Origin of the sequence: Paracoccus sanguinis (assembly GCF_900106665.1) — a bacterium.
GTDB classification, from domain to species: Bacteria; Pseudomonadota; Alphaproteobacteria; order Rhodobacterales; family Rhodobacteraceae; genus Paracoccus; species Paracoccus panacisoli.
The window spans coordinates 124,025-148,131 of record NZ_FNNA01000003.1; the positions used below are offsets into that span (position 1 = coordinate 124,025).

22 protein-coding genes and 1 tRNA gene are annotated in these 24,107 nt (G+C 72.6%); 12 read left to right on the forward strand and 11 right to left on the reverse strand.

The window, feature by feature from the left end; translation table 11 throughout:
- Nucleotides 1-50 precede the first annotated feature (50 nt).
- From BLW17_RS11810 to BLW17_RS11820, 3 genes are read left to right on the forward strand one after another with little or no spacing between them, the layout of a single operon-like run.
- Nucleotides 51-992 carry a bifunctional riboflavin kinase/FAD synthetase gene (locus BLW17_RS11810; protein ID WP_036709037.1) on the forward strand — a complete coding sequence of 314 codons (942 nt, stop codon included), beginning with the start codon at nt 51-53 and terminating at the stop codon, nt 990-992.
- Nucleotides 992-1,432, forward strand: a complete 441-nt coding sequence (locus tag BLW17_RS11815; protein WP_036731274.1) for a YcgN family cysteine cluster protein — start codon at nt 992-994, stop codon at nt 1,430-1,432. The genes BLW17_RS11810 and BLW17_RS11815 overlap by 1 nt, the downstream gene beginning before the upstream one ends.
- Complete coding sequence (locus BLW17_RS11820; protein ID WP_036731272.1) at nt 1,429-2,460, forward strand: threonine aldolase family protein; 1,032 nt, start codon at nt 1,429-1,431, stop codon at nt 2,458-2,460. Before BLW17_RS11815 ends, BLW17_RS11820 begins: the two co-directional genes overlap by 4 nt.
- Here the strand turns inward: BLW17_RS11820 and BLW17_RS11825 are convergent.
- Genes BLW17_RS11825 through BLW17_RS11835 form a run of 3 tightly spaced genes read right to left on the reverse strand, consistent with a single transcriptional unit; the run spans nt 2,457 to nt 4,590 of the window.
- Nucleotides 2,457-2,930, reverse strand: a complete 474-nt coding sequence (locus BLW17_RS11825; protein ID WP_036731270.1) for a CinA family protein — start codon at nt 2,928-2,930, stop codon at nt 2,457-2,459. The two genes, BLW17_RS11820 and BLW17_RS11825, sit on opposite strands and share 4 nt — an antisense overlap.
- Complete coding sequence (locus BLW17_RS11830) at nt 2,930-3,418, reverse strand: phosphatidylglycerophosphatase A family protein (RefSeq protein ID WP_036731267.1); 489 nt, start codon at nt 3,416-3,418, stop codon at nt 2,930-2,932. Before BLW17_RS11830 ends, BLW17_RS11825 begins: the two co-directional genes overlap by 1 nt.
- Nucleotides 3,418-4,590, reverse strand: coding sequence for a bifunctional 2-C-methyl-D-erythritol 4-phosphate cytidylyltransferase/2-C-methyl-D-erythritol 2,4-cyclodiphosphate synthase (locus BLW17_RS11835; RefSeq protein WP_052176186.1), 1,173 nt, complete (start codon nt 4,588-4,590; stop codon nt 3,418-3,420). Before BLW17_RS11835 ends, BLW17_RS11830 begins: the two co-directional genes overlap by 1 nt.
- A gap of 138 nt (nt 4,591-4,728) precedes the next feature.
- On the opposite strand from BLW17_RS11835, the gene rpiA reads away from it, so the two are divergent.
- The 5 genes from rpiA (at nt 4,729) to BLW17_RS11860 (ending at nt 11,483) form a co-directional block, all read left to right on the forward strand.
- On the forward strand, nt 4,729-5,457 hold the full coding sequence (rpiA, locus tag BLW17_RS11840) for a ribose-5-phosphate isomerase RpiA (RefSeq protein ID WP_036702066.1): 729 nt from the start codon (nt 4,729-4,731) through the stop codon (nt 5,455-5,457).
- The gene (gene gorA / locus BLW17_RS11845) at nt 5,454-6,833 is read left to right on the forward strand and encodes a glutathione-disulfide reductase (RefSeq protein WP_036731265.1); all 1,380 of its coding nucleotides are present in this window, start codon (nt 5,454-5,456) and stop codon (nt 6,831-6,833) included. The genes rpiA and gorA overlap by 4 nt, the downstream gene beginning before the upstream one ends.
- 128 nt (nt 6,834-6,961) lie before the next feature.
- The gene (gene hflK, locus BLW17_RS11850; protein WP_081969053.1) at nt 6,962-8,332 is read left to right on the forward strand and encodes an FtsH protease activity modulator HflK; all 1,371 of its coding nucleotides are present in this window, start codon (nt 6,962-6,964) and stop codon (nt 8,330-8,332) included.
- A gap of 61 nt (nt 8,333-8,393) precedes the next feature.
- Nucleotides 8,394-9,575, forward strand: a complete 1,182-nt coding sequence (gene hflC / locus BLW17_RS11855; protein ID WP_425287089.1) for a protease modulator HflC — start codon at nt 8,394-8,396, stop codon at nt 9,573-9,575.
- A 510-nt stretch (nt 9,576-10,085) separates the two neighbouring features.
- On the forward strand, nt 10,086-11,483 hold the full coding sequence (locus BLW17_RS11860; protein WP_231572855.1) for a Do family serine endopeptidase: 1,398 nt from the start codon (nt 10,086-10,088) through the stop codon (nt 11,481-11,483).
- A gap of 100 nt (nt 11,484-11,583) precedes the next feature.
- On the opposite strand, the gene BLW17_RS17415 is transcribed toward BLW17_RS11860, so the two are convergent.
- Nucleotides 11,584-12,504, reverse strand: a complete 921-nt coding sequence (locus tag BLW17_RS17415) for an invasion associated locus B family protein (protein ID WP_052176663.1) — start codon at nt 12,502-12,504, stop codon at nt 11,584-11,586.
- Between the two features lie 747 nt (nt 12,505-13,251).
- Here BLW17_RS17415 and BLW17_RS11870 point away from each other — a divergent pair.
- Nucleotides 13,252-14,835, forward strand: coding sequence for a helicase HerA-like domain-containing protein (locus tag BLW17_RS11870; RefSeq protein ID WP_036736699.1), 1,584 nt, complete (start codon nt 13,252-13,254; stop codon nt 14,833-14,835).
- Nucleotides 14,836-14,857: 22 nt separating this feature from the next.
- On the opposite strand, the gene BLW17_RS11875 is transcribed toward BLW17_RS11870, so the two are convergent.
- A complete protein-coding gene (locus BLW17_RS11875) occupies nt 14,858-15,175 on the reverse strand; it encodes a DUF6477 family protein (RefSeq protein WP_231565752.1) in 318 nt (105 codons plus the stop codon).
- A gap of 215 nt (nt 15,176-15,390) precedes the next feature.
- On the opposite strand from BLW17_RS11875, the gene BLW17_RS11880 reads away from it, so the two are divergent.
- Nucleotides 15,391-16,563, forward strand: coding sequence for a DUF6456 domain-containing protein (locus BLW17_RS11880; RefSeq protein ID WP_139306003.1), 1,173 nt, complete (start codon nt 15,391-15,393; stop codon nt 16,561-16,563).
- A gap of 174 nt (nt 16,564-16,737) precedes the next feature.
- Here the strand turns inward: BLW17_RS11880 and BLW17_RS11885 are convergent, their stop codons facing one another.
- Complete coding sequence (locus tag BLW17_RS11885) at nt 16,738-17,286, reverse strand: peroxiredoxin (RefSeq protein ID WP_036704323.1); 549 nt, start codon at nt 17,284-17,286, stop codon at nt 16,738-16,740.
- Between the two features lie 162 nt (nt 17,287-17,448).
- Between BLW17_RS11885 and lipA the strand changes: the two genes are divergently transcribed.
- A complete protein-coding gene (gene lipA / locus BLW17_RS11890; protein ID WP_231555390.1) occupies nt 17,449-18,441 on the forward strand; it encodes a lipoyl synthase in 993 nt (330 codons plus the stop codon).
- 57 nt (nt 18,442-18,498) lie between these two features.
- A tRNA-Leu gene (locus BLW17_RS11895) sits at nt 18,499-18,584 on the forward strand.
- A 78-nt stretch (nt 18,585-18,662) separates the two neighbouring features.
- Here the strand turns inward: BLW17_RS11895 and preA are convergent.
- From preA to BLW17_RS11920, 5 genes are all read right to left on the reverse strand, one after another.
- Nucleotides 18,663-19,961 carry an NAD-dependent dihydropyrimidine dehydrogenase subunit PreA gene (gene preA / locus BLW17_RS11900; protein ID WP_036704321.1) on the reverse strand — a complete coding sequence of 433 codons (1,299 nt, stop codon included), beginning with the start codon at nt 19,959-19,961 and terminating at the stop codon, nt 18,663-18,665.
- Between the two features lie 4 nt (nt 19,962-19,965).
- Nucleotides 19,966-21,327 carry an NAD(P)-dependent oxidoreductase gene (locus BLW17_RS11905; RefSeq protein WP_052176455.1) on the reverse strand — a complete coding sequence of 454 codons (1,362 nt, stop codon included), beginning with the start codon at nt 21,325-21,327 and terminating at the stop codon, nt 19,966-19,968.
- Nucleotides 21,328-21,602: 275 nt separating this feature from the next.
- Entirely contained in the window at nt 21,603-22,949 is a 1,347-nt protein-coding gene (locus tag BLW17_RS11910) for an ATP-binding protein (protein WP_036734325.1), read from the reverse strand.
- Nucleotides 22,946-23,614 carry a response regulator transcription factor gene (locus tag BLW17_RS11915; protein WP_036711822.1) on the reverse strand — a complete coding sequence of 223 codons (669 nt, stop codon included), beginning with the start codon at nt 23,612-23,614 and terminating at the stop codon, nt 22,946-22,948. The genes BLW17_RS11910 and BLW17_RS11915 overlap by 4 nt, the downstream gene beginning before the upstream one ends.
- Nucleotides 23,614-24,036 (reverse strand): PepSY domain-containing protein, encoded by a 423-nt coding sequence (locus BLW17_RS11920; RefSeq protein ID WP_036734323.1) that lies wholly within the window; start codon nt 24,034-24,036, stop codon nt 23,614-23,616. The genes BLW17_RS11915 and BLW17_RS11920 overlap by 1 nt, the downstream gene beginning before the upstream one ends.
- Nucleotides 24,037-24,107: the final 71 nt, after the last annotated feature.

Here is a 24,107-nt window from a genome sequence, read left to right on the forward strand (position 1 = left end):
CCGCGTTCCGGCCCGCTCTCCCGCGCGTGAGGCCGATGCAGAACCCCCCCATGCATATCCACCGCGACTGGCGCGGCCTGCCGGCGTCGGCGCGCGGCGCCAGCGTGGCGATGGGCAATTTCGACGGCGTCCACCTGGGCCACCGCGCGGTCATCGACGCGGCCCGCGCCGCCCGTCCCGAGGCGCCGCTGGGGGCGGTCACGTTCGAGCCGCATCCGCGTGAGTATTTCGCCCGCGCCGCCGGGCGCAGCGAGCCGCCGTTCCGGCTGATGAACCCCGAGGCGCGGGCCAACCGGCTGGCCCGGCACGGGGTGGCGCAACTCTACGAACTGCCCTTCGGCCCGACGCTCGCGGGGCTCACCCCCGAAGAGTTCGCGCGCGAGGTGCTGGCCGAGGGGCTGGGCGTCGTCCACGTCGCCGTCGGCGCCGATTTCCGCTTCGGCCGCGGCCGGGCGGGGGACAGCGCCGCGCTGGCCGAACTGGGGCAGGCGATGGGCTTCGGGGTCACCATCGTGCCGCTCGTCGGTGGCGACGAGCCCGCCAGCTCGACCGCGATCCGCGCCGCGCTCTCCGAAGGGCGGCCGCGCGATGCCGAGGCGATGCTCGGCCACTGGCATCGGATCGAGGGCGAGGTGCTGCACGGCGCGCAGCGCGGCCGCGAGCTGGGCTATCCGACCGCCAACATGGCGCTGGACGGGCTGCACCTGCCGAAGCTTGGCGTCTATGCGGTTCTGGTCGAGGTGCTGACCGGCCCGCACCGCGGCCATTACCGCGGCGTCGCCAGCCTCGGCGTGCGGCCGATGTTCGGCGAGAACACCCCGAACCTCGAGACCTATCTTTTCGATTTCTCCGGCGATCTCTACGGCGCGCATCTGTCGGTGGCGCTGGTCGACTACCTTCGCCCCGAGGCGAAGTTCGACAGCCTCAAGGCGCTGGTGGCGCAGATGGACGACGACGCCGCCCGCGCCCGCGCCATCCTGGCGGCCGGCTGATGCGTCCGCGCTTCTGGGAACTGCCGCTGGCCGAGCTCAGCGCCGCCGAGTGGGAGGCGCTCTGCGACGGCTGCGGCAAGTGCTGCCTGAACAAGATCGAATACGAGGACGACGGCAGCGTGGATTTCACCCGCGTCGCCTGCCGCCTGCTCGACGGGCAGAGCTGCCGCTGCTCGTCCTATCCCAACCGCCACGACTTCGTGCCCGACTGCGTGGTGCTGACTCCCCAGAAGCTGCGCGACATCGCCTGGTGGCTGCCCGCGACCTGCGCCTATCGGCTGCGCGCCGAGGGCAAGCCGCTCTACGACTGGCACCACCTGATCTCGGGCGACCCCGAGGCGATCCACCGCGCCGGCGCCTCGGTCCGCGGCTGGACGGTCAGCGAGCTGTCGGTCACCGAGGACGAGTGGGACCAGTATGTGATCGAGGATCTGTCATGAACTTCGGCTCGGACAACGCCTCGGGCGTCCACCCCCGGATCATGGCCGCGCTGGCGGCGGCGAACGACGGGGCGGCCGCCTCGTATGGCCGCGACGCACTGACCGCGCAGGCGGTCGAGGCGGTGCGCGAGATGCTGGCCGCGCCCGACGCGGCGGTGTTCCTGCTCGGCACCGGGACCGGGGCGAATGCGCTGGCCTTGGCGCAGCTTTGCCCGCCCTGGGGGCGGATCTTCTGCCACCGCACGGCGCATATCGAGACCTCGGAAAGCGGCGCCCCGGCCTGGATGGCGGGCGGCGCGCAGCTGGCGCTGGTCGAGGGCGACGCGGGTCGGATGACCGCCGCGACGCTCGCCCAGCGGATCGCGGACTACCCGCAGGTCGATGAGCATGACGGGCGGAACGCGGTCGTCTCGATCACCAACGCGACCGAGTGGGGGACGGTGCACGACCCGGCCTCGGTCGCGGCGCTGGCCGGGGTGGCGCGCGACGGCGGCATGGCCGTCCACATCGACGGCGCCCGTTTTGCCAATGCGGTGGCGGCGACCGGGGCGGCGCCCGCCGATCTGACGCAGGCCGCCGGCGTCGATGCGCTGTCGCTGGGCGGGACGAAGAACGGCTGCCTCGCGCTTGAGGCGGTGGTGTTTTTCCACCCCGACCGGGCCCGCGACTTCGCCTTCCGCCGGATGCGGGCCGGGCATCTGTGGTCCAAGCACCGCTTCCTCGCCGCGCAGATGCTGGCCTGGCTCGACGGCGGGCTGTGGCTCGACCTCGCCCGCCACGCCAACGCCGCCGCCGGCGAAATTGCGGCGACGCTTACCGCGGCAGGCCACACCCCGCTGGTCCCGGTCGAGGCGAACGAGGTCTTCGTGCGGCTCCCCGTGCCCGAGATCGCCCGCCTGCGCGCCGCGGGGCTGCGCGCGGCCGACTGGCCGGCCGAGGGCGACGACGCCGGGTCCGCGACGATCCGGCTGGTGACGAGCTGGGCCACCACCGACGCCGAGATCGCGGCGCTGGGGGCGGCGCTCTAAGCCAGCGCCCCCAGCACCATCCGCAGCGCGTGCTCGACCGTTGCGGCGCGCACGGCGCGGCGGCCGCGGGAGCCGAACTCGACCGTCTCGGTCCGCACGCCCTCGGGTGTGGCGAGGCCGAAGCAGACCCGGCCCTCGGGCTTGAATTCGGACCCGCCGGGCCCGGCGATCCCCGTCACCGCGACGGCCATCCCGGCGCCTGACCGCGCCTGCGCGCCGGCGGCCATCTCGGCCGCGACCGCCTCGCTCACCGCGCCGTGGGCGGCGAGCGTCGCCTCGGACACCCCGAGCATCCGGGTCTTGGCCGCGTTCGAGTAGGTGACGAAGCCGCAGTCCACCACATCCGACGACCCCGGCACCTCGGTCAGCGCCGCGGCGATCAGCCCGCCGGTGCAGCTTTCCGCCGTGGCGAGCGTCACGCCCCGGGCGCGCGCGGCGGCGAGCACCTCGGCCGCGAGCCCCGCGGCCATCACATCAGCCCGTGCGAGATGCCTGCCGCGACGATGGTGGCGAGCGCTGCGAAAAGCCCGGCCCAGAGGTCGTCGAGCATCACCCCGTCGGCGTCCGCGCGGGCATCGGCGCGGCCCACGAGCCACGGCTTCCAGATGTCGAAGAGGCGAAAGAACAGGAACGGCGCCACCAGCCCCGGCCAGGGGATGACCGAGGCCGGCAGCCCGGCGAACCAGAACCCCGCCGAGGCGGCGCAGAAGGCGATGAGCTGGCCCGCGACCTCGTCGATGACGATCTCGCTGCGGTCCTTGTCGGCCATCCCCGCCGTGAACCGCCGCACCGACCAGAAGCCGAGCGCGATGGCCGCCAGCGTCGCCGCCGCCACCAGCGGGAAATGCCCCAGCCGGTGCAGGGCGTAGCCGAGGCCGATCGTGACCGCCGAGGCCCAAGAGCCGGGCGCGGGGCGCAGGTGGCCGATGCCGAAGAGGGTGGCGATGGCGCGGTCCATCAGGCGCCTCCGATCAGCGTGGCGGTGGCGAGGGCGGCGATGCCCTCCTCACGCCCGGTGAAGCCGAGCCGTTCCGAGGTGGTCGCCTTGACGCTGACCCGGCCCGGCTCGACCCCCATGATGTCGGCCAGTCGCGCCTGCATGGCCGCGGCGTGGGGGCCGATCTTCGGCCGCTCGCAGACCAGCGTCACGTCGGCGTTGCCGAGCCGGAAGCCGCGCGCGCGGGCCAGCTCGGCCGCGTGGCGCAGGAAGATGTCCGAGGCCGCGCCCTTCCACTGCGGGTCCGAGGGCGGGAAGTGCCGGCCGATGTCGCCCTCGGCGAGCGCGCCGTAGATCGCGTCGGTCAGCGCGTGCATCCCCACGTCGGCGTCGGAATGGCCGACCAGCCCGCGCTCATGCGGCACGAGCACCCCGCAGAGCCAGACCCCCTCGCCGGGGCCGAAGGCGTGCACGTCGTAGCCGTTCCCGAGCCGCACATCCATGCCGGCCTCCATCATCCGTCCGGCGCGTTCGAGATCGCCGGGATAGGTCAGTTTCAGATTGTCCTCGTCGCCCGCGACGATGGTGACCTCGATCCCGGCGCGGCGGGCGAGTTCGACGTCGTCCGCCGCCCCCTCGGTCGCGGCGCGATGGGCGGCGAGGATGGGGCCGAGCGCGAAGCCCTGCGGGGTCTGGGCGCGGAACAGCCCGTCGCGGGCGGCAAAGCCCGTCACCCGGTCCTCGGCGCCGCGCCACAGCGCATCGGTGACGGGCAGGGCCGGGGCGGCGGCGGGCGCCCCCTCGGCCAGCGCCGTCAGAACCCGGGCGATCACCGCCTGCGAGACCAGCGGGCGGGCCGCGTCGTGGATCAGCACATGGGTCACGCCCGCGCCCTCGAGCGTCTCGAGCCCGGCGCGCACGCTCTCGGACCGCGTGGCGCCGCCCGCGACCAGCACCACGGGGCCGGCGAGTTCCTCGACCGCGCGGTCCATGTCCTCGGGGGCGACGATGACGACCACCCGGGCGAAGCCGCGAAAGGCCGCGATGCTGCGGGCGATGACGCTTTGCCCGGCGAGGGACTGCCATTGCTTCGGCGCCGCGCCGCCCATCCGCGTGCCGCGCCCGGCGCCGGTGACGAGCACCGCCGTGGTGGCCGCAAGGGGCGGCAGGGGGGAAGGGGGACCGTTGCGCATCGCCCTGCGGATACGCCAAGCCCGCTCGGGTCGCAACCGCGCCCCGCGGGCAGGCTCCCATCGCCCCCCCCTCGCACCCGGGCCGGATCGCCGCTATATCCCCTTCGCATCACCCGCCGCCGCGACAAGGAGCCCGCCATGGCCGACCCCACCCCCTCGGATGCCGCCAAGGACGCCGCCGCCCGCGCCGCGGTGGCGCTGGTCGAGGACGGGATGCGCCTCGGGCTCGGCACCGGCTCGACCGCGGTGTTCATGGTCCATCGCCTGGCCGAGCGCATCCGCGCCGAGGGGCTGCGCCTGCGCTGCGCCGCGACCAGCCGGGCGACCTGCGAACTCGCCGGCCAGCTCGGCATCCAGATCGAGGAGCTGGACGCGATCGGCTGGCTCGACCTGACGCTCGACGGCGCGGACGAGATCGACCCCGACCTCAATCTCATCAAGGGCGGCGGCGGCGCGCATTTGCGCGAAAAGATCATCGCCGCGGCCTCGGACCGGATGGTGGTCATCGCCGACCCGACCAAGGTGGTCGAGCAGCTCGGCGCCTTCCACCTGCCCGTCGAGGTGCTGGGCTTCGGGGTCGAGGCGACGCGCATCCACATCCAGCGCCTGCTTGACGCGATGGATCTGAGCCAGCGCCCGATGCTGGTGCGCCAGCGCGACGGCGCGGCGTTCCGCACCGACGAGGGCAACCTGATCCTCGACCTGTCGCTCGAGTGCATCCCCGACCCCGCGGCGCTGGCGCGCGGGCTGAACGCGGTGCCGGGCGTGGTCGAGCACGGGCTTTTCCTGAACATGTGCCAGCTGGCGCTGATCGGCAGCCCGGACGGCTCGGTAATCGAGCTGACCCGGACCGAGGATTTGACATGAGCTTCGACTACGACCTCTTCGTGATCGGCGGCGGATCGGGGGGCGTGCGCGCCGCCCGCATCGCGGCCTCGCAGCACGGCGCCCGCGTGGGGCTGGCCGAGGAAAGCCGCATGGGCGGCACCTGCGTGATCCGCGGCTGCGTGCCGAAGAAGCTGATGATCTTCGCCTCGGGCGCCCCCGCCGCCGCCGCCGAGGCGCGCGGCTACGGCTGGACCGGCGCGACCGAGGGGCGCTTCGACTGGCCGCTCTTCCGCGGCAAGCTGCACGAGGAGCTCTCGCGGCTCGAGGGGCTCTATGCCGGCGGGCTGCGCGCCGCGGGCGTGGACATCCACCCCCAGCGCGCCAAGCTCGCCGATCCGCATACGGTCGAACTGGCCGACGGGACGCGCCTGACCGCCAAGCACATCCTGATCGCGGTCGGCGGGCGCCCGAGCCTGCCCGGCATCCCCGGCGAGGAACTGGGGCTGATCTCGGACCACCTGTTCGACCTCGACACGCTGCCCGCGCGGGTGCTGATCGTTGGCGGCGGCTTCATCGCCTGCGAATACGCGACGATCCTGAACGGGCTCGGCTGCGACACCACCATCGCCTATCGCGGCGACAAGCTGCTGCGCGGCTTCGATGGCGAGTGCCGGACGCTCGCCACCCACCAGATCGAGAACCTGGGCGTCACCCTGCGGCTGAACGACAGTCCGACGCGGCTGGACCGTGACGGCGCGGGCATCCGCGCCAGCTTCTCGGGCGGCGCGGCCGAGACCTATGACGCGGTGATGTTCGCCACCGGCCGGGCGCCCTACACCGGCGGCCTGGGGCTGGAAAACACCGGCGTCATCGTGGGCGCGCGCGGCCAGATCGAGGTCGACCAGTGGTCGCAGACCGCGGTGCCCTCGATCTACGCGGTGGGCGACGTGACCGACCGGGTGAACCTGACCCCGGTCGCGATCCGCGAGGGGCACAGCTTCGCCGACACGGTGTTCGGCGCCCAGCCGCGCTGCGTCGATCACAGCCTGATCGCCAGCGCCGTCTATCTGCGCCCGCACGAGCTCGGCACCATCGGCCTGACCGAGGAAGAGGCCGCCGAACAGGGCCCGATCGAGGTCTATGCCGCGAGCTTCCGCCCGATGCGGTCGCTGTTCGCGGGGTCCGAGGCGCGGGCGCTGATGAAGCTGATCGTCTGCGACCGAACGCGGCGGGTGCTCGGCTGCCACATCTTCGCGCCCGAGGCGGGCGAGATGATCCAGCTCGTCGCCGTGGCGATGGGGATGGGGGCGACCAAGGAACAGTTCGACGCGGCGATGGCGGTCCACCCGACCTTGGCCGAAGAGCTGGTGACGATGCGCGCGCCGGTCCGCCGGGCCGGGGGCGCCACGGTCTGAGAGGGCGGCCCCGGGTGACCGGCGGCGCGGCGGGCGGGGTGCCCGCGGCCGCGCTTCGGGGCGGTTGGCACTTGTCCTCACGGGGTTTCCCCCTAGTTAGGACCAGAGTTTGGACGAAAGGCGTGACGATGGCACAAGGACCTTGGGGCGGCGGCAGCGGCGGCAACGACGACGAGCGTCCGCCGCGCCCGCAACCTCCGCGCCCCGAGGGCGGGCGTGACGGTGGGCGCGACGGGGGGCGCCCCGACCGGGGCGAGACGCCGCGGCCCTGGGGCCAGCCGGGTGGACAGCAGCAGCCGCCGCAGGGCGGCCGCCGGCCCGAGACGCAGGTGCCCGAGATCGAAGAGCTGATGCGCAAGGGCCAGGACCGCCTGCGCGTCCTGATGGGCGGGCGCGACGGCGCGCCACGTCCGGGCGGGCCGCGCGGCCCGATGGGCACCGGCCCGACCCTGCCGCGGATGGACCGCGGCAAATGGGGGATCGCGGCGCTGGTCGCCGTCGGCCTCTGGGCCGCCTCGAGCTTCTACACCGTCGACACCGGCGAAAAATCGGTCGAGCTTATGTTCGGCCGTCCCTACGCCGTCCGCGACGAGGGCCTGAACTTCGCGCCCTGGCCCTTCGTCACCCGCCAGCTCGTCGCCGTCACCGGCGAGCGCACGATCGAGATCGGCACCGGGCGCGACGCGCTTGACAGCGGGCTGATGCTGACCCGCGACCAGAACATCGTCGACATGAGCTATCAGGTGGTCTGGAACGTCTCGAACCCCGAGCAATTCCTGTTCAACCTCGCCGACCCCGAGGGCACCATCCGCGCCGTCGCCGAAAGCGCCATGCGCGACATCGTGGCGCGCTCGGAACTCGCCCCGATCCTCAACCGCGACCGCGGCCAGATCGCCCGCGACGCCGAGATGGCGATCCAGGCGACGCTCGACAGCTATCAGTCGGGGATCAACGTGGTCCGCGTGAACCTCGGCCGCGCCGACCCCCCGCAGGAGGTCATCAACAGCTTCCGCGAGGTGCAGGCCGCCCAGCAGGAACGCGACCGGCTTGAGAAAGAGGCCGACGCCTACGCCAACCGCGTGCTCGCCAACGCCCGCGGTGAGGCCGCGGCGATGGTCGAGCAGGCCGAGGCCTATCGCGCCCAGGCCGTCAACGACGCCCAGGGTGAGGCCGCGCGCTTCAACTCGGTGCGCGAGGAATACGTCAAGGCCCCGGACGTCACCCGGCGGCGGATGTATCTCGAGACGATGGAGCGGGTGCTCGGCAGCGTGAACAAGGTCATCATCGAAAGCGGCGCCCAGGGCGGGCAGGGCGTCGTGCCCTATCTGCCGCTCGACCAGCTGCGCCCGCAGGGCGGGCAGATGGGCCAGCAGCAGATGGGCCAGCAGCAGATGGGCCAGCAGACGGGGCAGGTGGCCCCGCAGATGGGCCAGACCGGACCCGTCGACCAGTCCGCAACCCCGGCGCTGCCGGGCCAGACCGTGATGGGGGGCAACTGACATGCGCCGCGCGCTTTCCTTCTTTGCCCTGCCGGTCGTGGTCGTCGTCGGCCTTCTGGTGATGGCCTCGATCTACATCGTCGACGTGCGCGAAAAGGTGCTCGTCCTGCGCTTCGGCGAGGTCGTGGCGGTCCGCGAGGAACCTGGCCTCGGCTTCAAGATGCCGGTCATCGACCGGGTGGTGCGCTATGACGCGCGCATCCTCGGCCTGCCGACCGACCCGATGGAGGTCACGCCGCTCGATGACCGCCGCCTCGTGGTAGACGCCTTTGCGCGCTGGCAGGTGAACGACGCCGTGACCTTCCGCCGCGCGACCGGCGAGGGCGGCATCGACTTCGCCCAGAACCGGCTCGCCGGCATCCTCAACAACGCCATCCGTCAGGTGCTGGGCTCGGTGCCCTCGACCGCGGTGCTGTCGCAGGACCGCACCAACCTGATGGGCCAGATCCGCGACGCCGCCCGCGGCGAGGCCGAGGCGCTGGGGGTGCAGATCATCGACGTGCGCCTGACCCGCACCGACCTGCCCGAGCAGAACCTGACCGCAACCTACGCCCGGATGCGGGCCGAGCGCGAGCGCGAGGCCGCCGACGAGATCGCCCGCGGCGGCGAGGCCGCGCAGCGGGTCCGCGCCACCGCCGACCGGACGGTGGTCGAGCTGACCTCGGACGCCCGCCGCCGGTCCGAGATCGTCCGCGGTGAGGCCGACGCGCAGCGCAACGCCATCTACGCCCAGGCCTTCGGGCAGGACCCCGAGTTCTTCGCCTTCACCCGCTCGATGACCGCCTATGAGCGGGCGCTGCGGGGGCAGAACAGCTCGCTCGTGATCAACCCCGAGGGCGAGTTCTTCAGCTACCTCGGCGCGGGCGGCAATCCGAACGGGGTGAGCCCGGTCGCGGTCCCTCCCGAGGTCGCAGCGGCGGTCCCCGCCGACGCGCCTTCGACGGCCGAGGTCGCGGCCGAAGCCGCCGCCCAGGCCGCTGCGGCGGCCGAGGCAGCCGCGGCGACCGCCGCCCGCGCCGAGGGCGGCGCGGAAAGCGAGCCGGGCGAGGCGACCATCGCGGTCCCCGATGCGGTGGGCACCGTGCCGGGCCTCGAAGGTGAGCCTGCGGCCGGCACCGCCACCGACGCGGCCACTACGGCCCCGGTCGACGCGCCGGCCCCCGCGCCCGCCGCTACGCCGCCTGCCGCGGACCCGGCGGCGACCCCCGCCGCCCCCGCCGATTCGGTGCCGCCGGCCAACTGACGCGTCCCGCTACCGCAAAGATCAAGGCGCAGCCCCCCGGGGCTGCGCCTTTTTTGCGTCGCCCCGTCCGCTCGGCGCTTGCGTCAACCGCCCGCGCCCCTCACGATGAAATGACGATCCGCACTGTTGCCTTGTCGCCACGAGCGACCACATTGGCCGCACCCGACCCGCCGCCGGACGGGCTCACGATCCGGTCACCTGACGGAGATCAAACGCATGACATTCCACGGACTTACCCGGCGCACGGGGCTCGCCGCCTCGACCCTCGCGCTGACGCTCGCGCTGGCCGCGCCGGGCCTGGCCCAGCAGGCCCAGCCGACGCCCCCCGCGCCGCCGCCGGGCGTCGAGCAGCAGGTCCTGCCGCCCGCGGGCAGCGCCATGGCGCCGCAGGACATGCCGCAGACGACCACCACCCCCGACCAGCCGATGAACGGCAAGGTCCCCGAGGCCGCCAACGCCAACGCCCCGATCGACGTGCAGAAGGCACCTGTCGCCAGCGGCCAGTCGGTCATGCCCGACAGCTTCGCCGACATCGTGGCCCAGGTCAGCCCGGCGGTCGTGAACATCACCACCACCGCGGTCGTCTCGCGCCCCGTGGCGCAGGGGCCGATGTTCCCCGAGGGCAGCCCGTTCTCGGACCTGTTCCGCGACTTCGGCATCCCCGGCGTGCCCGGCATCCCCGGCGGGCCGGACCAGGGGTCGCCCTTCGGCAACCGCGGGCCGATGCAGCAGGAACGCTCGAACGCGCTCGGCTCGGGCTTCGTGGTCTCGGCGGACGGGTTCATCGTCACCAACAACCACGTCATCGACGGCGCCGACGAGATCGAGATCGAGTTCTACTCGGGCGCCAAGCTGCCCGCGAAGCTGGTCGGGACCGACCCCACCACCGACATCGCCGTGCTGAAGGTCGAGGCGGAGAAGCCGCTGCCCTTCGTCAAGTTCGGCAACTCGGACAGCGCCCGGGTGGGCGACTGGGTGCTGGCGCTCGGCAACCCGCTGGGGCAGGGGCTGTCGGCCTCGTCCGGGATCATCTCGGCCAAAAGCCGGGCGCTGACCGGCACCTATGACGACTTCATCCAGACCGACGCCGCGATCAACCGCGGCAACTCGGGCGGGCCGCTGTTCAACATGGCGGGCGAGGTCGTGGGCGTGAACACCGCGATCCTGTCGCCCAACGGCGGCTCGATCGGGATCGGCTTCTCGATGGCCTCGAACGTGGTGAGCAAGGTCGTCGACCAGCTGCGCGAGTTCGGAGAGACGCGCCGCGGCTGGCTGGGGGTCAAGATCCAGGACGTGACGCCCGACATCGCCGCCTCGCTCGGCCTCGCCTCGGAGACCGGGGCGATGGTGACGGACGTCCCCGCGGGGCCCGCGGCCGACGCGGGGGTCAAGGCGGGCGACATCATCACCCGCTTTGCCGGCGGCGACGTGGCCGACACGCGCGACCTCGTGCGCCGGGTGGCGGACGCGCCGGTGGGCGAGGCCGTGGACGTGACCGTGCAGCGCGCCGGCCAGCCGGTCGAGCTGAAGATCACCCTCGGGCGGCGCGAGCTGGCCGACGCCGACGGCAGCGGCGAGGGCAACGACGGCGCCCAGCCGCAGAGCGGGGACGGTCGCACCGTCCTCGGCATGACGCTGGTGCCGATCACGCCCGAGCTGGCCGCCCGGCTGCGCCTGCCCGAGGGGGCCAAGGGCCTTGTCGTGCAGGACATCGATGCGACCAGCGACGCCTCGGCCAAGGGGCTGCAGACCGGCGACGTGATCGTCGAGGCGGGCCAGCAGCCGGTGACGACGCTGGCCGACCTGAACGCCCGCATCGCCGAGGCGAAGGACGCGGGCCGCAAGTCGGTGCTGCTCTTGATCCGCCGCGAGGGTGAGCCGCGCTTCATGGCGCTGTCGATCGAATAAGGCCGCGCGCCACACCGGCACGCAAAAGGGGCGCCCGCGGGCGCCCCTTTCATCATCCGGGCCGCGGCGCGCGTCGGGCGCGCACCGCGGGGGGCAGGGCTTACTGGTTCGTCGCGACCGTGGCTTCCAGCGCGGTGAAGCCAGCGGTGAAGCCCTTGAGCGACATCGTCAGGTTCACGAGGTCCTTGGCCGGGTCGGCGCCGAAGGGCAGCAGCGTCACCTTGCCCGAGCTGCCGCGCTTCATCGCGCCCAGCTCGTCGGCGGTCATGCCGATGCGCGAGACGCAGCCGATCGGGGCGCAGACGAGGAACGGGTAGCGGTGCTCCTTGCCGGTGTCGATCTGCAGCCCGAGCGCGGCCTGCAGGTCGGTCTCGAGCGGGGCGACGAAGTTCAGGATCGCGGCGGCCTTGCCCGAGAACGGGATGATCGAGACTTCCGCGACCGGCTTCTGCCCCTCGTCCTTGAGCAGCTGGTAGAGCTCGCACGGGTCCTTGCCGTCGGCGGTCTTGAGGCAGCGCAGCAGCCAGTCGTCGTGGGTCGACTTGGTGTAGTAGCTGCCGACCGCATCCGCGGCGGGCGCAGCCGGGGCGGCGCCGGCCGCCGGGGCCTCTGCTGCCGGGGCCGCGGGGGCGGCTGCGGCGTCAGCCGCGGGGGCCGCGCCGGCCTCGGGGGTCGCCGCGCGCGCGGTCGCAGCCGGGGTGGCCTCGGCGGCCGCGGCAGCATCGCTCGCGGCTTCGGCGGCCGAGTCGGCGGCGGCTTCGGCGGCCTTGGCCGCGTCGGTCGCGGTCGCCGCGGCATCCTTGGCGGCCTCGGTCGCGGTCGCGGTGGCGTCCTTGGCGGCTTCGGTCGCGGCTTCGGTTGCTGCGGCGGTGGCGGCGTCGGTCACGGCATCGGCCGCGGCGGGTGCGGGCGGCACCACGACCGGGGCGGTCGTCGTCGCATCGGTCGCGGTCTGCGCCAGTGCGGCGAGCGGCGCGACGGCCAGCAGTGCGGCCAGGACGGCGGTTGAGGTTCGAGCCATGTCTGTTCCTTTCAGGGCAGGGCGCTGTCAGCGCGAAAGACGCTGGCCGCGCTGGTAACACGCCGGATCGGGACTGTCAGGGGTGGGGCAGTCACCTTTGTGTAGGGCCGGCGGCGACCCGCGCGGGGCAGGGGCGTGCTGCGTCGGATGGGCATCCCATGGCGCCGTTGACCCCGGCCAGACCGGGCCACCGCCGCCCCGCAACCCCTTGTCACGGAAAGGGGGATGCGGCGCGAGCGCTGCATCCCCCTCGTCCCCTGTAGGACTTGGCCGTTTCTGCGCGTGACGTTAGTCGCAAGCCACTCGCCCGTCAATGCGCCCGAGGGCCGCGCGAACGGCCGGTTTCGCCCCGCGACAACGTGCCGCCGGAGGGGACGATCAGCGGCTCCGCGACCCTCCCTTCCCCGCACCGCGCGGCACGGAAAAAAGCCGCGCCCGAAGGCGCGGCCAGTGGGTACGGAGGAAGCATCGGACCCTCGCCCGTCAACGATCCGACAGGGACACTCTGGCACCAAGTCGTTAATTTTGTATTGTTGTCCCGCGCGCCCCGTTGCGGCGCACCCGACCCGCTGCACGAAGGCCGCCCCCGTGACCCACCCGACGCCCCAAGACCCGACCGCCCGTCCGGACACGCCCGATGCCGCGGCAGACGCCGCCCCCGAGGCCGCGCCCCAGACCCCGCCGCCGCTGCCGGGGCGCGCGCCCGATACCCCCCCGCCGCTTCGCCCGGCCGCCGACCCGGCGCCCGTGCCGCCGTCCGCCCCCCACCCGGTCGTCGATTTCGATGCCGGCCTCGTCTTCGTCGGCGGCGGCGGCCCGGACTACGCCACGCCGCAGTCGCTGATCCTGAAATACGCCAACCGCCACGGCCTCATCGCGGGCGCCACCGGCACCGGCAAGACCGTCACCCTCCAGACGCTCGCCGAGGCGATGTCGCTCGCCGGCGTCCCGGTGGTGCTGGCCGACGTCAAGGGCGACCTCGCCGGCATGGCGGCGCCGGGCGGCACCGACCCCAAGCTGCTCGCCCCCTTCGCCGAGCGCGCCGCCCGAATCGGCGCGCCGCTCGACTATCGCGCCTTCCCCGTCACCTTCTGGGACGTGTGGGGCGAAAAGGGCCACCCGGTCCGCACCACGCCGGCCGAGATGGGGCCGCTGCTGCTCGCCCGCCTCATGGGCCTGACCGACGTGCAGGAGGGGGTGCTGAACATCGCCTTCCGCGTCGCCGACGAAGAGGGGCTGGCGCTCGCCGACCTCAAGGACCTGCAGTCGATGCTGGTCTGGGTCGGCGAGAACGCCAAGGAGCTGAGCCTGCGCTACGGCAATGTCGCCACCGCCTCGGTCGGCGCGATCCAGCGCGCGCTCTTGGTGCTGGAACAGCAGGGCGGTGACCGGCTCTTCGGGGAACCGGCGCTGGAACTCTCGGACCTCATGCGCACCGACGCCTCGGGCAAGGGGATGGTCAACATCCTCGCCGCCGAGCGGCTGATGAACGCCCCGCAGCTCTACGCGACCTTCCTGCTGTGGCTGCTGTCCGAGCTCTTCGAGCAGCTGCCCGAGGTGGGCGACCCCGACCGCCCGCGCCTCGCCTTCTTCTTCGACGAGGCGCATCTGCTGTTCGACGGCGCCCCCCCGGCGCTGGTCGCCAAGGTCGAGCAGGTGGCGCGGCTCATCCGCTCGAAGGGCGTGAGCGTCTGGTTCATCACCCAGAACCCCGCCGACCTGCCCGATTCGGTGCTGGGCCAGCTCGGCAACCGCGTCCAGCACGCGCTGCGCGCCTTCACCGCCAAGGACCAGAAGGCGCTGCGCCAGGCGGCCGAGAACTATCGCGCCAACCCCGCCTTCGACACCGCCGACGCGATCCAGCACGTCGGCACGGGCGAGGCGGTGACCTCGTTCCTCGGCGCCAAGGGCGCGCCAGGGGTGGTCGAGCGCACGCTGGTCCGCCCGCCGCTGTCGCAGCTCGGGCCGATCCCAGACGCCGACCGGGACCGGATCATCCAGCTGTCGCCGCTGGGGCTGAAATACGCCACCCCAGTGGACCGCGAGAGCGCGTTCGAACTGCTCGCCCAGCGCACCGCCGCCGCGGCCGAGGAAGCCGCAGTCGCCCAGCGGCGCGCGGCCGACGCGAGCCTCTTCGAGATGCGCAAGACCGACGGCTACCGCCCCGGCCGGGCCAGCACCGGCATCCAGATCGGGCCGCCCGCCACCCCGGCGCGGCGGGGCGATTCGATCGCCGAGGCCTTCGGCAAGAGCGTGGTCCGCACCATCGGCACCCAGGCCGGGCGCGAGATCGTGCGGGGCGTGCTCGGGACGCTGTTCCGGGGCCGCTGACCGGGGGCTGACCGGCCGGGCCTCAGGGCAGGGCGCGCAACGGCGCGGCGGCGGGCAGCAGCCGCGATTCCGCCAGCACCGCAATCATCAGCAGCACGTGCTGGTGCAGGTCGTACTCGGCCGCGCCCTCCTGCCGGGCGGCGTTCATCCGGTCCTCCTCCGCACGCAGCCGGGGCAGGGCGTGGCCCGGCGCGGGCAGCGTCTCGCTGCGCAAGAGCCGGCGCAGGTCGCGCTCGCGCCGCCAGCGGGCCTGCCCGGCGACCGCCGCCCGCACCAGCGCGGCGGGACGGCGCAGCGGCTGGCGGACCGGCTGGGCGGGAAAGGTCAGTATGTTCGACATCAGGCTCATTGGAACTCTCCAGTCCGAGGGCTGTTGTGTCCTTTGTGCTCTCCCTGGGGTTGTTGTTGCGCAACCAGCGCACGCAGCGCGCGACGTGGTTAACTCTCTTTAGGGAATCTTAGCGCTTCATGACCGAACTGTTCGGGGACCTGTCTTTTTCGACAGGGCGGACACCCAGGGCCGGCTGGCCCAAGGACATGAGGGGAAGCTTTGAGATGATGATTCTGACGGGCGATCTTTCCGCAGCCGCTGCCGTGACGCCCGAGGGTGAACCGGCCGCGGTCGCACAGCCCGCCGCGGCTGCGGCCGTCTCGGCCGATGACCTGCCCGAGGACGCCCGGCTCTACCTGCGCCACGTCGAGGGGGGTGAGACGATCCGGGCGCTGGCGCGCGAGGCGGGGTGCCACGCCTCGACCATCCTGCGCCGCATCCGCCGGTTCGAGACGCGCCGCGACGATCCGCTGATCGACCGGGCAGTGGATCCCGGCGCCCGCGCGACCGCCGGCAGCGCCGAGCCGGCCGAGCTGCGCCGGGTGCTGCGCCGGCTGGCCGAGCCGGGGGCGGTGCTGGCGGTGGCCGAGGGGATGGACAAGGCGATCGTCACCCGCTCGGACATCCGCACGGCGGTGCTCGACCGCAGGCTGGCCGAATATCTCGCGCTGCGCGGCTGGGTGGCGCTGGTGGGGCAGGGGCGGATCACCCGCCACGCGCTGACCCCCGCGGGCCGCGCGGCGCTCAAGGCGCTGGTCGCCGGGCGGTTCCCCGGCCTGCCGCAGGCGGGGGTGCTGACCCCGGCCGATGCCGAGGCGGTCGGCGCCCCCGACCGGCCGGGCCTGGCCGAGGCCGCCGCCCCCTTCGACATGGGTCCCGCGGCGGCGCAGCGGCACCGGATCTATGAGGACCGGACCCTCGACGATCCCGAGACGGGTGGCCCCCGCCGGATGCGCGTCAATATCGCGGAAAGCCCCCTGCTGGTGCTCGCCCGCCGCCGCGACGCCAACGGCCAGCCGTTCCTCGACCCCGGCATGGTCCGCGCGGGCGAGCGGCTGCGCGAGGATTTCGAGCTGGCGCAGATGGGGCCGCGGGTGACCCAGAACTGGGACGGGTTCCTGACCGCCGGCTGTGCCGCCGCGGTTCCGGCCGGCGGCAACCTCGGCGGCGGGTCCGAGACCGCCCGCAGCCGCGTGGCCGAGGCGCTGCGCGACCTCGGGCCCGGCATGGGCGACCTGGTCCTGCGGGTCTGCTGCTTTCTCGAAGGGATCGAGCTGACCGAGCGGCGGCTCGGCTGGTCGGCGCGCTCGGGCAAGGTGGTGCTCCGCCTCGCGCTGATGCGCCTTGAGCGGCACTACCGCGAGCGCTACGGCGCCGGCAGCCCGCTGATCGGGTGAGGCGCGGCGGTCGCGCAGAGGCGCTGACATCCCGCCGGGTCGGCGACGGCCGTGGCCTCACCCAAGCCCGAGCGCAGGCTCCTCACCCGCCCCGGCAACGAAAAGGGCCCGGCCGATCCTCCGGCCGGGCCCTTTCCTGTCATGCGCAGCATGGCGCGGTCAGCGCTCTGCCGATCAGGCCGCCTGCTGCTGCTTGTGGGTGCGCAGATAGGCCAGCACCGTCTCGGGCGACGATTCGCCATAGGGGTCTTCGGCGTGGTTGTCGCAGCGCCCCGGCTCTTCGAACAGCTTCTCGACCACGCCGTCGGCGATCACCGCCGCATAGCGCCACGAGCGGCAGCCGAACCCGAGGTTGTCCTTGCGCACCAGCATCCCGACCCGCTCGGTGAACTCGCCCGAGCCGTCCGGGATCACCTGGACGTTCTTCAGCCCCTGGGCCTTCGCCCACTGGTTCATCACGAAGCTGTCGTTGACCGACAGGCAGTAGATCGCGTCGATCCCCAGCTCGGCCATCTCGGCCGCCGCCGCCTCGAACCCCGGCAGCTGGTAGGTCGAGCAGGTCGGCGTGAACGCGCCCGGCAGCGAGAACAGCACCACGCGCTTGCCCTTGAAGTAGTCGTCGGTCGTCACCGCTTCCCAACGGAACGGGTTCGGCCCGCCGACCGCCTCGTCGCGCACGCGGGTCTGGAACGTCACCTGGGGCAGTTTGTCGCCGGCTTTCATCGCATCGTCCTTTCCATCGTCTGCCGCATTCGCAGCACCAGATGCTGCGACGCAGAAATCCAGTCCCGTATCTGGCAAGCCGTTGCCGGTTGATCAACCCCTTGCGAGGGTTTACCTCGGGTCAGACCCGCTTCCGCAGCGCCCGTCCCGAGGGGGCCCCTCATGCCGACCGTTCCGCCCGTCCTGCCCGCCGCCGGCGTCCCCGACGCCCCCGCCGCGCCGCCCGTCCTGCGCCACCCCGAAAAGGCCCACCGCCCCGACCAGGCACAGCCCAAGAAGCCCGCCTGGATCCGCGTCAAGGCGCCGACCTCGCAGGGCTACAAGGACACCCGCGACATCCTGCGAGAGAACCGCCTCTCGACCGTCTGCGAGGAGGCCGGCTGCCCCAACGTCGGCGAATGCTGGTCGCAGGGCCACGCCACCATGATGATCATGGGCGAGATCTGCACCCGCGGCTGCTCTTTCTGCAACGTCATCACCGGCAAGCCCCAGGCGCTCGACGTGTTCGAGCCGGGACGCGTCGCCCACGCCGTCGCCAAGCTCGGCCTCAACCACGTCGTGCTGACCTCGGTCGACCGCGATGACCTCGACGACGGCGGGGCCGAGCATTTCGCCCAGACCATCCGCGCCATCCGCCACCGCTCGCCCGAGGCGACGATCGAGGTGCTGACGCCCGACTTCCTGAAATGCGGCCCCGCCGCGCTGGAAACCGTGGTCGCGGCTCGCCCCGACGTCTTCAACCACAACCTCGAGACGGTGCCCGGCCTCTATCCCACCGTCCGGCCGGGGGCGCGCTACTTCCACTCGCTGCGGCTGTTGCAGCGGGTGAAGGAGCTTGACCCCGCCATGTTCACCAAGTCCGGCATCATGGTGGGCCTGGGCGAGGACCGGCAGGGGGTGCTGCAGGTCATGGACGACATGCGCGCCGCCGACATCGACTTCCTCACCATCGGCCAGTACCTGCAGCCGACCCCCAAGCACCACCGCGTGGACCGCTTCGTCACGCCCGAGGAGTTCGCGGGCTACGAGAAAGCCGCCTACGGCAAGGGGTTCCTGATGGTGTCGGCCACCCCGCTCACCCGGTCGTCCTATCACGCCGGCGACGATTTCGCCCGGCTCCGCGCCGCCCGGCACGCGCGCCTCGCCGGCGGCTGAGCCGCACGCCGGCGCGCTTGCGCGCCGCGCCCCGCGCGGCTATCTGGAACCGGCGTTGCCCGAGTGGCGGAATGGTAGACGCAGCGGATTCAAAATCCGCCATCCGCAAGGATATGTCGGTTCGAGTCCGACCTCGGGTACCACGAGAAAAGCCCCCGCCGGACCTCGGCGGGGGCTTCTTTTTGGCCCGGATACCCATCGACCGCGCCACCCCGCAGGGGTCACTCCGCCGCGGTCACCATCGGGTTGTTCGGATGCTGCGTCCAGTTCCGCTGCCCGCCCGCGACCTGGCCGGTGCGCGCGTCGACCTCGCCCGGCGCCAGCTCGCGCATGGTGATGCAGTCCTCGACCGGGCACACGTCCACGCAAAGGTTGCAGGCCACGCACTCCTCCTCCTTCACCCGGAAAACCCGGCCCGGGTCGATGGCGATCGCCTGGTGGCTGGTGTCCTCGCAGGCCGCATAGCAGCGCCCGCACGAGATGCACTTGTCCTGATCGATGACCGCCTTGGTGATGTAGTCGAGGTTCAGGTACTGCCAGTCGGTGACGTTCGGCACCGCCCGCCCGATCAGGTCCGACAGCGCCATCTCGCGCGCGTCGAGGTAGTCGCGCAGCCCCGAGATCATCTCCTGCACGACCTTGAAGCCATAGGTCATGGCGGCGGTGCAGACCTGCACGTTGCCCGCGCCGAGGGCGAGGAACTCGGCGGCGTCACGCCAGGTCGTGACGCCGCCGATCCCCGAGATCGGCAGACCGCGCGTCTCGGGGTTCCGGGCGATCTCCGCCACCATGTTCAGCGCAATGGGCTTCACCGCCGGGCCGCAATAGCCGCCATGCGACCCCTTGCCGTCGATGGTGGGCTGAGGCGCGAACAGGTCCAGATCGACCGAGGTGATCGAGTTGACCGTGTTGATCAGGCTCACCGCATCCGCCCCGCCGCGCTTCGCGGCCTCGGCGGGCTTCCGCACATCGGTGATGTTCGGCGTCAGCTTGACGATGCAGGGCATCCGCGAGTGCTGCTTGACCCAGCGCGTCACCATCTCGATGTATTCCGGCACCTGGCCCACGGCCGAGCCCATGCCGCGCTCGGCCATGCCGTGCGGGCAGCCGAAGTTCAGCTCGACCCCGTCCGCGCCGGTATCTTCGATCCGCGCCAGGATCGACTTCCACGACTCCTCGTCGCAGGGCACCATGAGCGAGATCACCAGCGCCCGGTCGGGATAGTCCCGCTTGACCGACTTGATCTCGTCGAGGTTCACCTGCAACGGCCGGTCGGTGATCAGCTCGATGTTGTTGAGCCCCAGCACCCGCCGGTCGGCGCCGTGGATGACGCCGTAGCGCGGCCCGTTGACGTTGACGACGGGCGGCCCGTCGAGGCCCAGCGTCTTCCACACCACCCCGCCCCAGCCGGCCTGAAAGGCGCGGCGGACGTTGTATTCCTTGTCGGTGGGCGGCGCCGAGGCGAGCCAGAACGGGTTGGGCGAACGGATGCCCACGAAGTCGCTGCGAAGGTCAGCCATCGCCTCAGCCCCTCATGTCGGGCGCATCGACCGGGGCAGGGGGCGTGGCCCCGCCGGTCAGATGCGCGTGGATGTCCTCGGCCGCGTCGCGCCCCTGCGCGACGGCCGTCACGGTCAGGTCCTCACCCCCCGCGGCGCAGTCGCCGCCCGCCCAGACCCCGGCGCGGCTGGTCCGGCCCGGCCCGGTCACGGCGATCTTGCCGCCGTCCAGCGCCAGCCCCTCGGGGACACCCGCGAGTTTCTGGCCGATCGCCGTCAGCACCATGTCGGCGGGGACCGACACCGTCTCGCCGGTGTTCAGCATCCCGCCATCGGGCAGGTCCTCGGTCCGCCCCAGCACCACGCCGCCATCCCCGGCCCGCGCCGCGACCACATTGGTCATCAGCCGCACGCCCGAGGTCACCGCGTGGTCCTGTTCGTGCCCCGAGGCCCCCATCCGGTCCTGCCCGCGCCGATAGGCGATGGTCACCGTCTCGGCGCCGAGCAGCTTCGCCTGCACCGCCGCATCGACCGCCGTCATGCCGCCGCCGATCACCAGCACGTCGCGCCCGACCGGCAGGGTGGCAAGGTCCGCCGCCTGCCGCAGCTCGGCGATGAACTCGACCGCGTCACGCTGGCCGGGGGCCTCGATCCCCAGCGCGTTGACGCCCCCGAGCCCCATCCCGAGGAACACCGCGTCATATTCGGCCGCGAGCGTCTCAAGCGTCACCGCCTCGCCCAGCACCGCGCCGGTGCGCAGCTCGATCCCGCCGATCCGCAGCAGCCACTCGACCTCGGCGGCGGCGAACCCGTCCACCGCCTTGTAGCTGGCGATGCCGTATTCGTTCAGCCCGCCGGGCTTGGGCCGGGCCTCGAACACCACCACCTCGTGCCCCTTGGCGGCGAGCCGGTGCGCGCAGGACAGCCCCGCCGGCCCCGCGCCCACGACCGCGATGCGCTTGCCCGTGGGGGCGCCGCGGCGGAACGGGTGGCCCTCGCCCAGCACGATCCCGTCGGTCGCATAGCGCTGCAAGGCGCCGATCTCGACCGGGCGGCCCTCGGCCTCCATCCGCACGCAGGCGCCCTCGCACAGAGTCTCGGTCGGGCAGACCCGGGCGCACATCCCGCCGAAGATGTTGTCGTGCAGGATGGTCATCCCCGCCGCATCCGGCGTGCCGGTGGCGATCTGGCGGATGAACAGCGGGATGTCGATGCCGGTGGGGCAGGCGGTGATGCAGGGCGCATCGTGGCAGAAATAGCAGCGATCGGCGGCGACGCGCGCCTCGTGATCGTCGAGCGGCGGGGCGACATCGGCAAAGTTGGCCGCGTAATCCCCGGGCGCGAGACGCCCCGGCACGATGCCCGGCGTCATCCTGGTCGTGGTCATGAGACCTCCCTGAAGCTGGCCGTTGTGCTGGCTCTTGTCCGTCAAGGCTGACACAGGTCGGAATTTTATCAAGAGGTAAAATTATGGCGGCCGCGTGTGGGGCCGGTGGGCGAGTTGGCGACTGGAAGTGACGCGAGTCGAACGCTGCGTTGCGCGCCGAACGTTCGCATGAACTGTGCATGAACATCGCACGAACGTCGCATGAACCCTGCATGGGTTGTGCATGATGTCGGATTGCGCCAGTCATGAAAAATCAATGCGTTGACCACGCAACATCAAGCAGCATGTGAGTTTCCGCCACCGCCCGCCGCCGGCAGAGCCAGCCGCGCCGCCAGCCCGCCCTCCGTGGCGCGCGAGAGCGTCAGCCGTCCGCCGTGCAGCGCCGCGAGATCGGCGACGATGGCTAGTCCCAGCCCGGCCCCCGGAGGTCCCGCCTCATCCAGCCGCCCCCCGCGGCTGAGCGCCGCGGCGTGATCCGTTTCGGCCATCCCCGGCCCGTCATCACTGACCGCGAGAACCAGCTCCAGCCCGTCGACAGTCGCCTCGACGCGGACTGAGGAGCGGGCGTATTTCACAGCGTTTTCAATCAGGTTGCCGGCCATTTCCTCGAGGTCCTGCCGCTCGCCCGCGAACCGCACACCGGGCGCACAATCCACCGTCACGCGCAGCCCGCGCGCCTCGGCCGGGCGTCGCAGGACCAGCAGGATGTCCTCGATCACACCTGCCACCGGCGTCGCTTGCCCCAGCAGCCGCGGCACCCCCGCGCTGCGCGCCCGCCGCAGGTGCCAGCCGATCTGCCGGTCCATCCGCGCGATCAGGGCCTGCCCCGGATGGTCGGGCGCAACGCTGTTCGCCAGCGCCGCCATCGGCGTCCTGAGCGAGTGCGCGAGGTTGCCCAGATGATCCCGCGCCCGCCCGATGACCGAGCGGTTCGCGTCCAGAAGCGCGTTGATTTCCAAGGCGATAGGACGCAGTTCTTTGACCGGGGGCAGGGGCAGCGCCTCGGCGCTCCCGGCCCGGATCGCCCGGATGTCGCGCCCCATCGCGTCCAGCGCCCGCAACCCCAGCGTCACCTGCGCCACGCTCGCCGCCGCCAGCCCCAGCCCGAGCACCGCCAGCGCCAGTGCCAGCGGCCGCAGCACCCGCGCCAGCGCCGCGTCGATCTCGTCCTGCGGCGCGGTGACCGTCACCGAAAGCGGCCCGTCGAGCCCCGGCAGCGTGAACGCCCGGCGCATCACCCTGAGCCGCTCACCCTCCGGCCCCAGCCCCGCGCCGCCGCTGAAAAATCCTTGCGGCGGTTGAAGATAGAGGTCGAGCAGCGACCCGGCCCGGGCGATCACCGCGCCGTCCGGCCCCTGCAGCTGCCAGGCCCAGAGCGACAGCGGCATCTCGAGCCGGGGGTCGGTCGGAGGCCGGGCGAGAGTCACGCGGCCCGCCGCGTCGACCTCGGTCCCGGCGATCACCGTCTCGGCGATGGCGGCGGCCTCGGCGTCGAAGCGGTCGGTGACGAAGCCCGTCAGCACCCCGCCGATCACCCACCACGCGCCCAGCAGCGCCAGCGTCAACCACAGCGCGGCCGCCGCCAGCAGCCGGGCGCGGATGGAATCATTGATCCATCTCATGGGGTTGCGCCGGAAACCAGGACGTAGCCCTCGCCGCGCCGGGTCTCGATCAGCCCGTCGCCGATTTTGCGGCGCAGGCGGCCGATGACCACCTCGATCGACTTGAAGTCCCGGTCGCTGCCCGCGTCATAGAGATGCTCTGAAAGCTCGGTCCGGCTGACCACGCGCCCCGGGTGGTGCATCAGATAGCCGAGGATGCGCGTCTCGAAGGCGGTCAGCCGCAGCGCCACCCCGTCGCGAGTGATCAGTCCGAGCTGGGTGTCGAAGCTCAGCGGCCCCGCGGTCAGCACCGCCCGCGCGTGCCCCGCGGCGCGCCGCACCAGCGTCTGGGCGCGCAGCACCACCTCGTCGAGGCGGAAGGGCTTCACCGCATAGTCGTCGGCCCCAGCGCGGAAGCCCGCGACCTTGTCGGTCCAGTCACCGCGCGCGGTCAGGATCAGCACCGGCATCGCCACCCCCGCCGCCCGCCAGCGCGTGAGCACCTCGATCCCCGGCAGGCCCGGCAGCCCGAGATCGAGGATGGCGACGTCGTAAGCCTCGGTCGCGCCGAGGAATTCCCCCTCGGCGCCGTCGTGGGCGAGGTCGGCGACGAAGCCCCCCTCGCGCATCGCGGCAGCGATCTGGTCAGCCAGCAGCGGGTCATCCTCGACGATCAGGCAGCGCATCAGTCGTCCTTCTTGCGGGAGGGTTTGGGCTTTTGGCGCGCGGCGGTCAGGTCGGCGCCCGCGACCTCGACGAAGCGGCCGCTCACCGCGTCCATGCGGATGTCGAGCACCGCCCGCGCGGGCGTCAGCAGACGCAGCCGGTAGATCAGGTTCGTGCCCTGCGCCCGCTCGGCCGGTCGCGCGGGCACGAGGTCGATCGCCAGCACCCGGCCGTCGAACCGCGCCTGCGCCCGCCGCACCGCCTTGTGGCGCGGCAGCAGGTCGTCCATCGCCACCGCGAACTCGTCGGGCAGGGGGGGCAGGGGGCGCGCTGAGGCATGGGCCGGAGGGCGCGGGGCGTCCGGGGCGCGCAGCCGCTCCAGGGCGCCGAGCCCGAAGAGGACCGCCCCGAGGATGAGGCCAATGACGATCAGCCGCCGCATGGGATCCTGTAGTAGGGCGAACCCAAACGAAAGGGAAACGGTCCGTTGGCGGTTCGTTCGGCCAGCGTGGG

Excerpts from the sequence above, each read along its gene's own strand:
- BLW17_RS11810 (WP_036709037.1), top strand. The coding sequence starts at position 51 with ATGCATATCCACCGCGACTGGCGCGGCCTGCCGGCGTCGGCGCGCGGC.
- BLW17_RS11815 (WP_036731274.1), top strand. The coding sequence starts at position 992 with ATGCGTCCGCGCTTCTGGGAACTGCCGCTGGCCGAGCTCAGCGCCGCC.
- BLW17_RS11820 (WP_036731272.1), top strand. The coding sequence starts at position 1,429 with ATGAACTTCGGCTCGGACAACGCCTCGGGCGTCCACCCCCGGATCATG.
- BLW17_RS11825 (WP_036731270.1), bottom strand. The coding sequence starts at position 2,930 with ATGGCCGCGGGGCTCGCGGCCGAGGTGCTCGCCGCCGCGCGCGCCCGG.
- BLW17_RS11830 (WP_036731267.1), bottom strand. The coding sequence starts at position 3,418 with ATGGACCGCGCCATCGCCACCCTCTTCGGCATCGGCCACCTGCGCCCC.
- BLW17_RS11835 (WP_052176186.1), bottom strand. The coding sequence starts at position 4,590 with ATGCGCAACGGTCCCCCTTCCCCCCTGCCGCCCCTTGCGGCCACCACG.
- rpiA (WP_036702066.1), top strand. The coding sequence starts at position 4,729 with ATGGCCGACCCCACCCCCTCGGATGCCGCCAAGGACGCCGCCGCCCGC.
- gorA (WP_036731265.1), top strand. The coding sequence starts at position 5,454 with ATGAGCTTCGACTACGACCTCTTCGTGATCGGCGGCGGATCGGGGGGC.
- hflK (WP_081969053.1), top strand. The coding sequence starts at position 6,962 with ATGGCACAAGGACCTTGGGGCGGCGGCAGCGGCGGCAACGACGACGAG.
- hflC (WP_425287089.1), top strand. The coding sequence starts at position 8,394 with ATGGCCTCGATCTACATCGTCGACGTGCGCGAAAAGGTGCTCGTCCTG.
- BLW17_RS11860 (WP_231572855.1), top strand. The coding sequence starts at position 10,086 with ATGCCCGACAGCTTCGCCGACATCGTGGCCCAGGTCAGCCCGGCGGTC.
- BLW17_RS17415 (WP_052176663.1), bottom strand. The coding sequence starts at position 12,504 with ATGGCTCGAACCTCAACCGCCGTCCTGGCCGCACTGCTGGCCGTCGCG.
- BLW17_RS11875 (WP_231565752.1), bottom strand. The coding sequence starts at position 15,175 with ATGTCGAACATACTGACCTTTCCCGCCCAGCCGGTCCGCCAGCCGCTG.
- BLW17_RS11880 (WP_139306003.1), top strand. The coding sequence starts at position 15,391 with ATGATGATTCTGACGGGCGATCTTTCCGCAGCCGCTGCCGTGACGCCC.
- BLW17_RS11885 (WP_036704323.1), bottom strand. The coding sequence starts at position 17,286 with ATGAAAGCCGGCGACAAACTGCCCCAGGTGACGTTCCAGACCCGCGTG.
- lipA (WP_231555390.1), top strand. The coding sequence starts at position 17,449 with ATGCCGACCGTTCCGCCCGTCCTGCCCGCCGCCGGCGTCCCCGACGCC.
- preA (WP_036704321.1), bottom strand. The coding sequence starts at position 19,961 with ATGGCTGACCTTCGCAGCGACTTCGTGGGCATCCGTTCGCCCAACCCG.
- BLW17_RS11905 (WP_052176455.1), bottom strand. The coding sequence starts at position 21,327 with ATGACCACGACCAGGATGACGCCGGGCATCGTGCCGGGGCGTCTCGCG.
- BLW17_RS11910 (WP_036734325.1), bottom strand. The coding sequence starts at position 22,949 with ATGAGATGGATCAATGATTCCATCCGCGCCCGGCTGCTGGCGGCGGCC.
- BLW17_RS11915 (WP_036711822.1), bottom strand. The coding sequence starts at position 23,614 with ATGCGCTGCCTGATCGTCGAGGATGACCCGCTGCTGGCTGACCAGATC.
- BLW17_RS11920 (WP_036734323.1), bottom strand. The coding sequence starts at position 24,036 with ATGCGGCGGCTGATCGTCATTGGCCTCATCCTCGGGGCGGTCCTCTTC.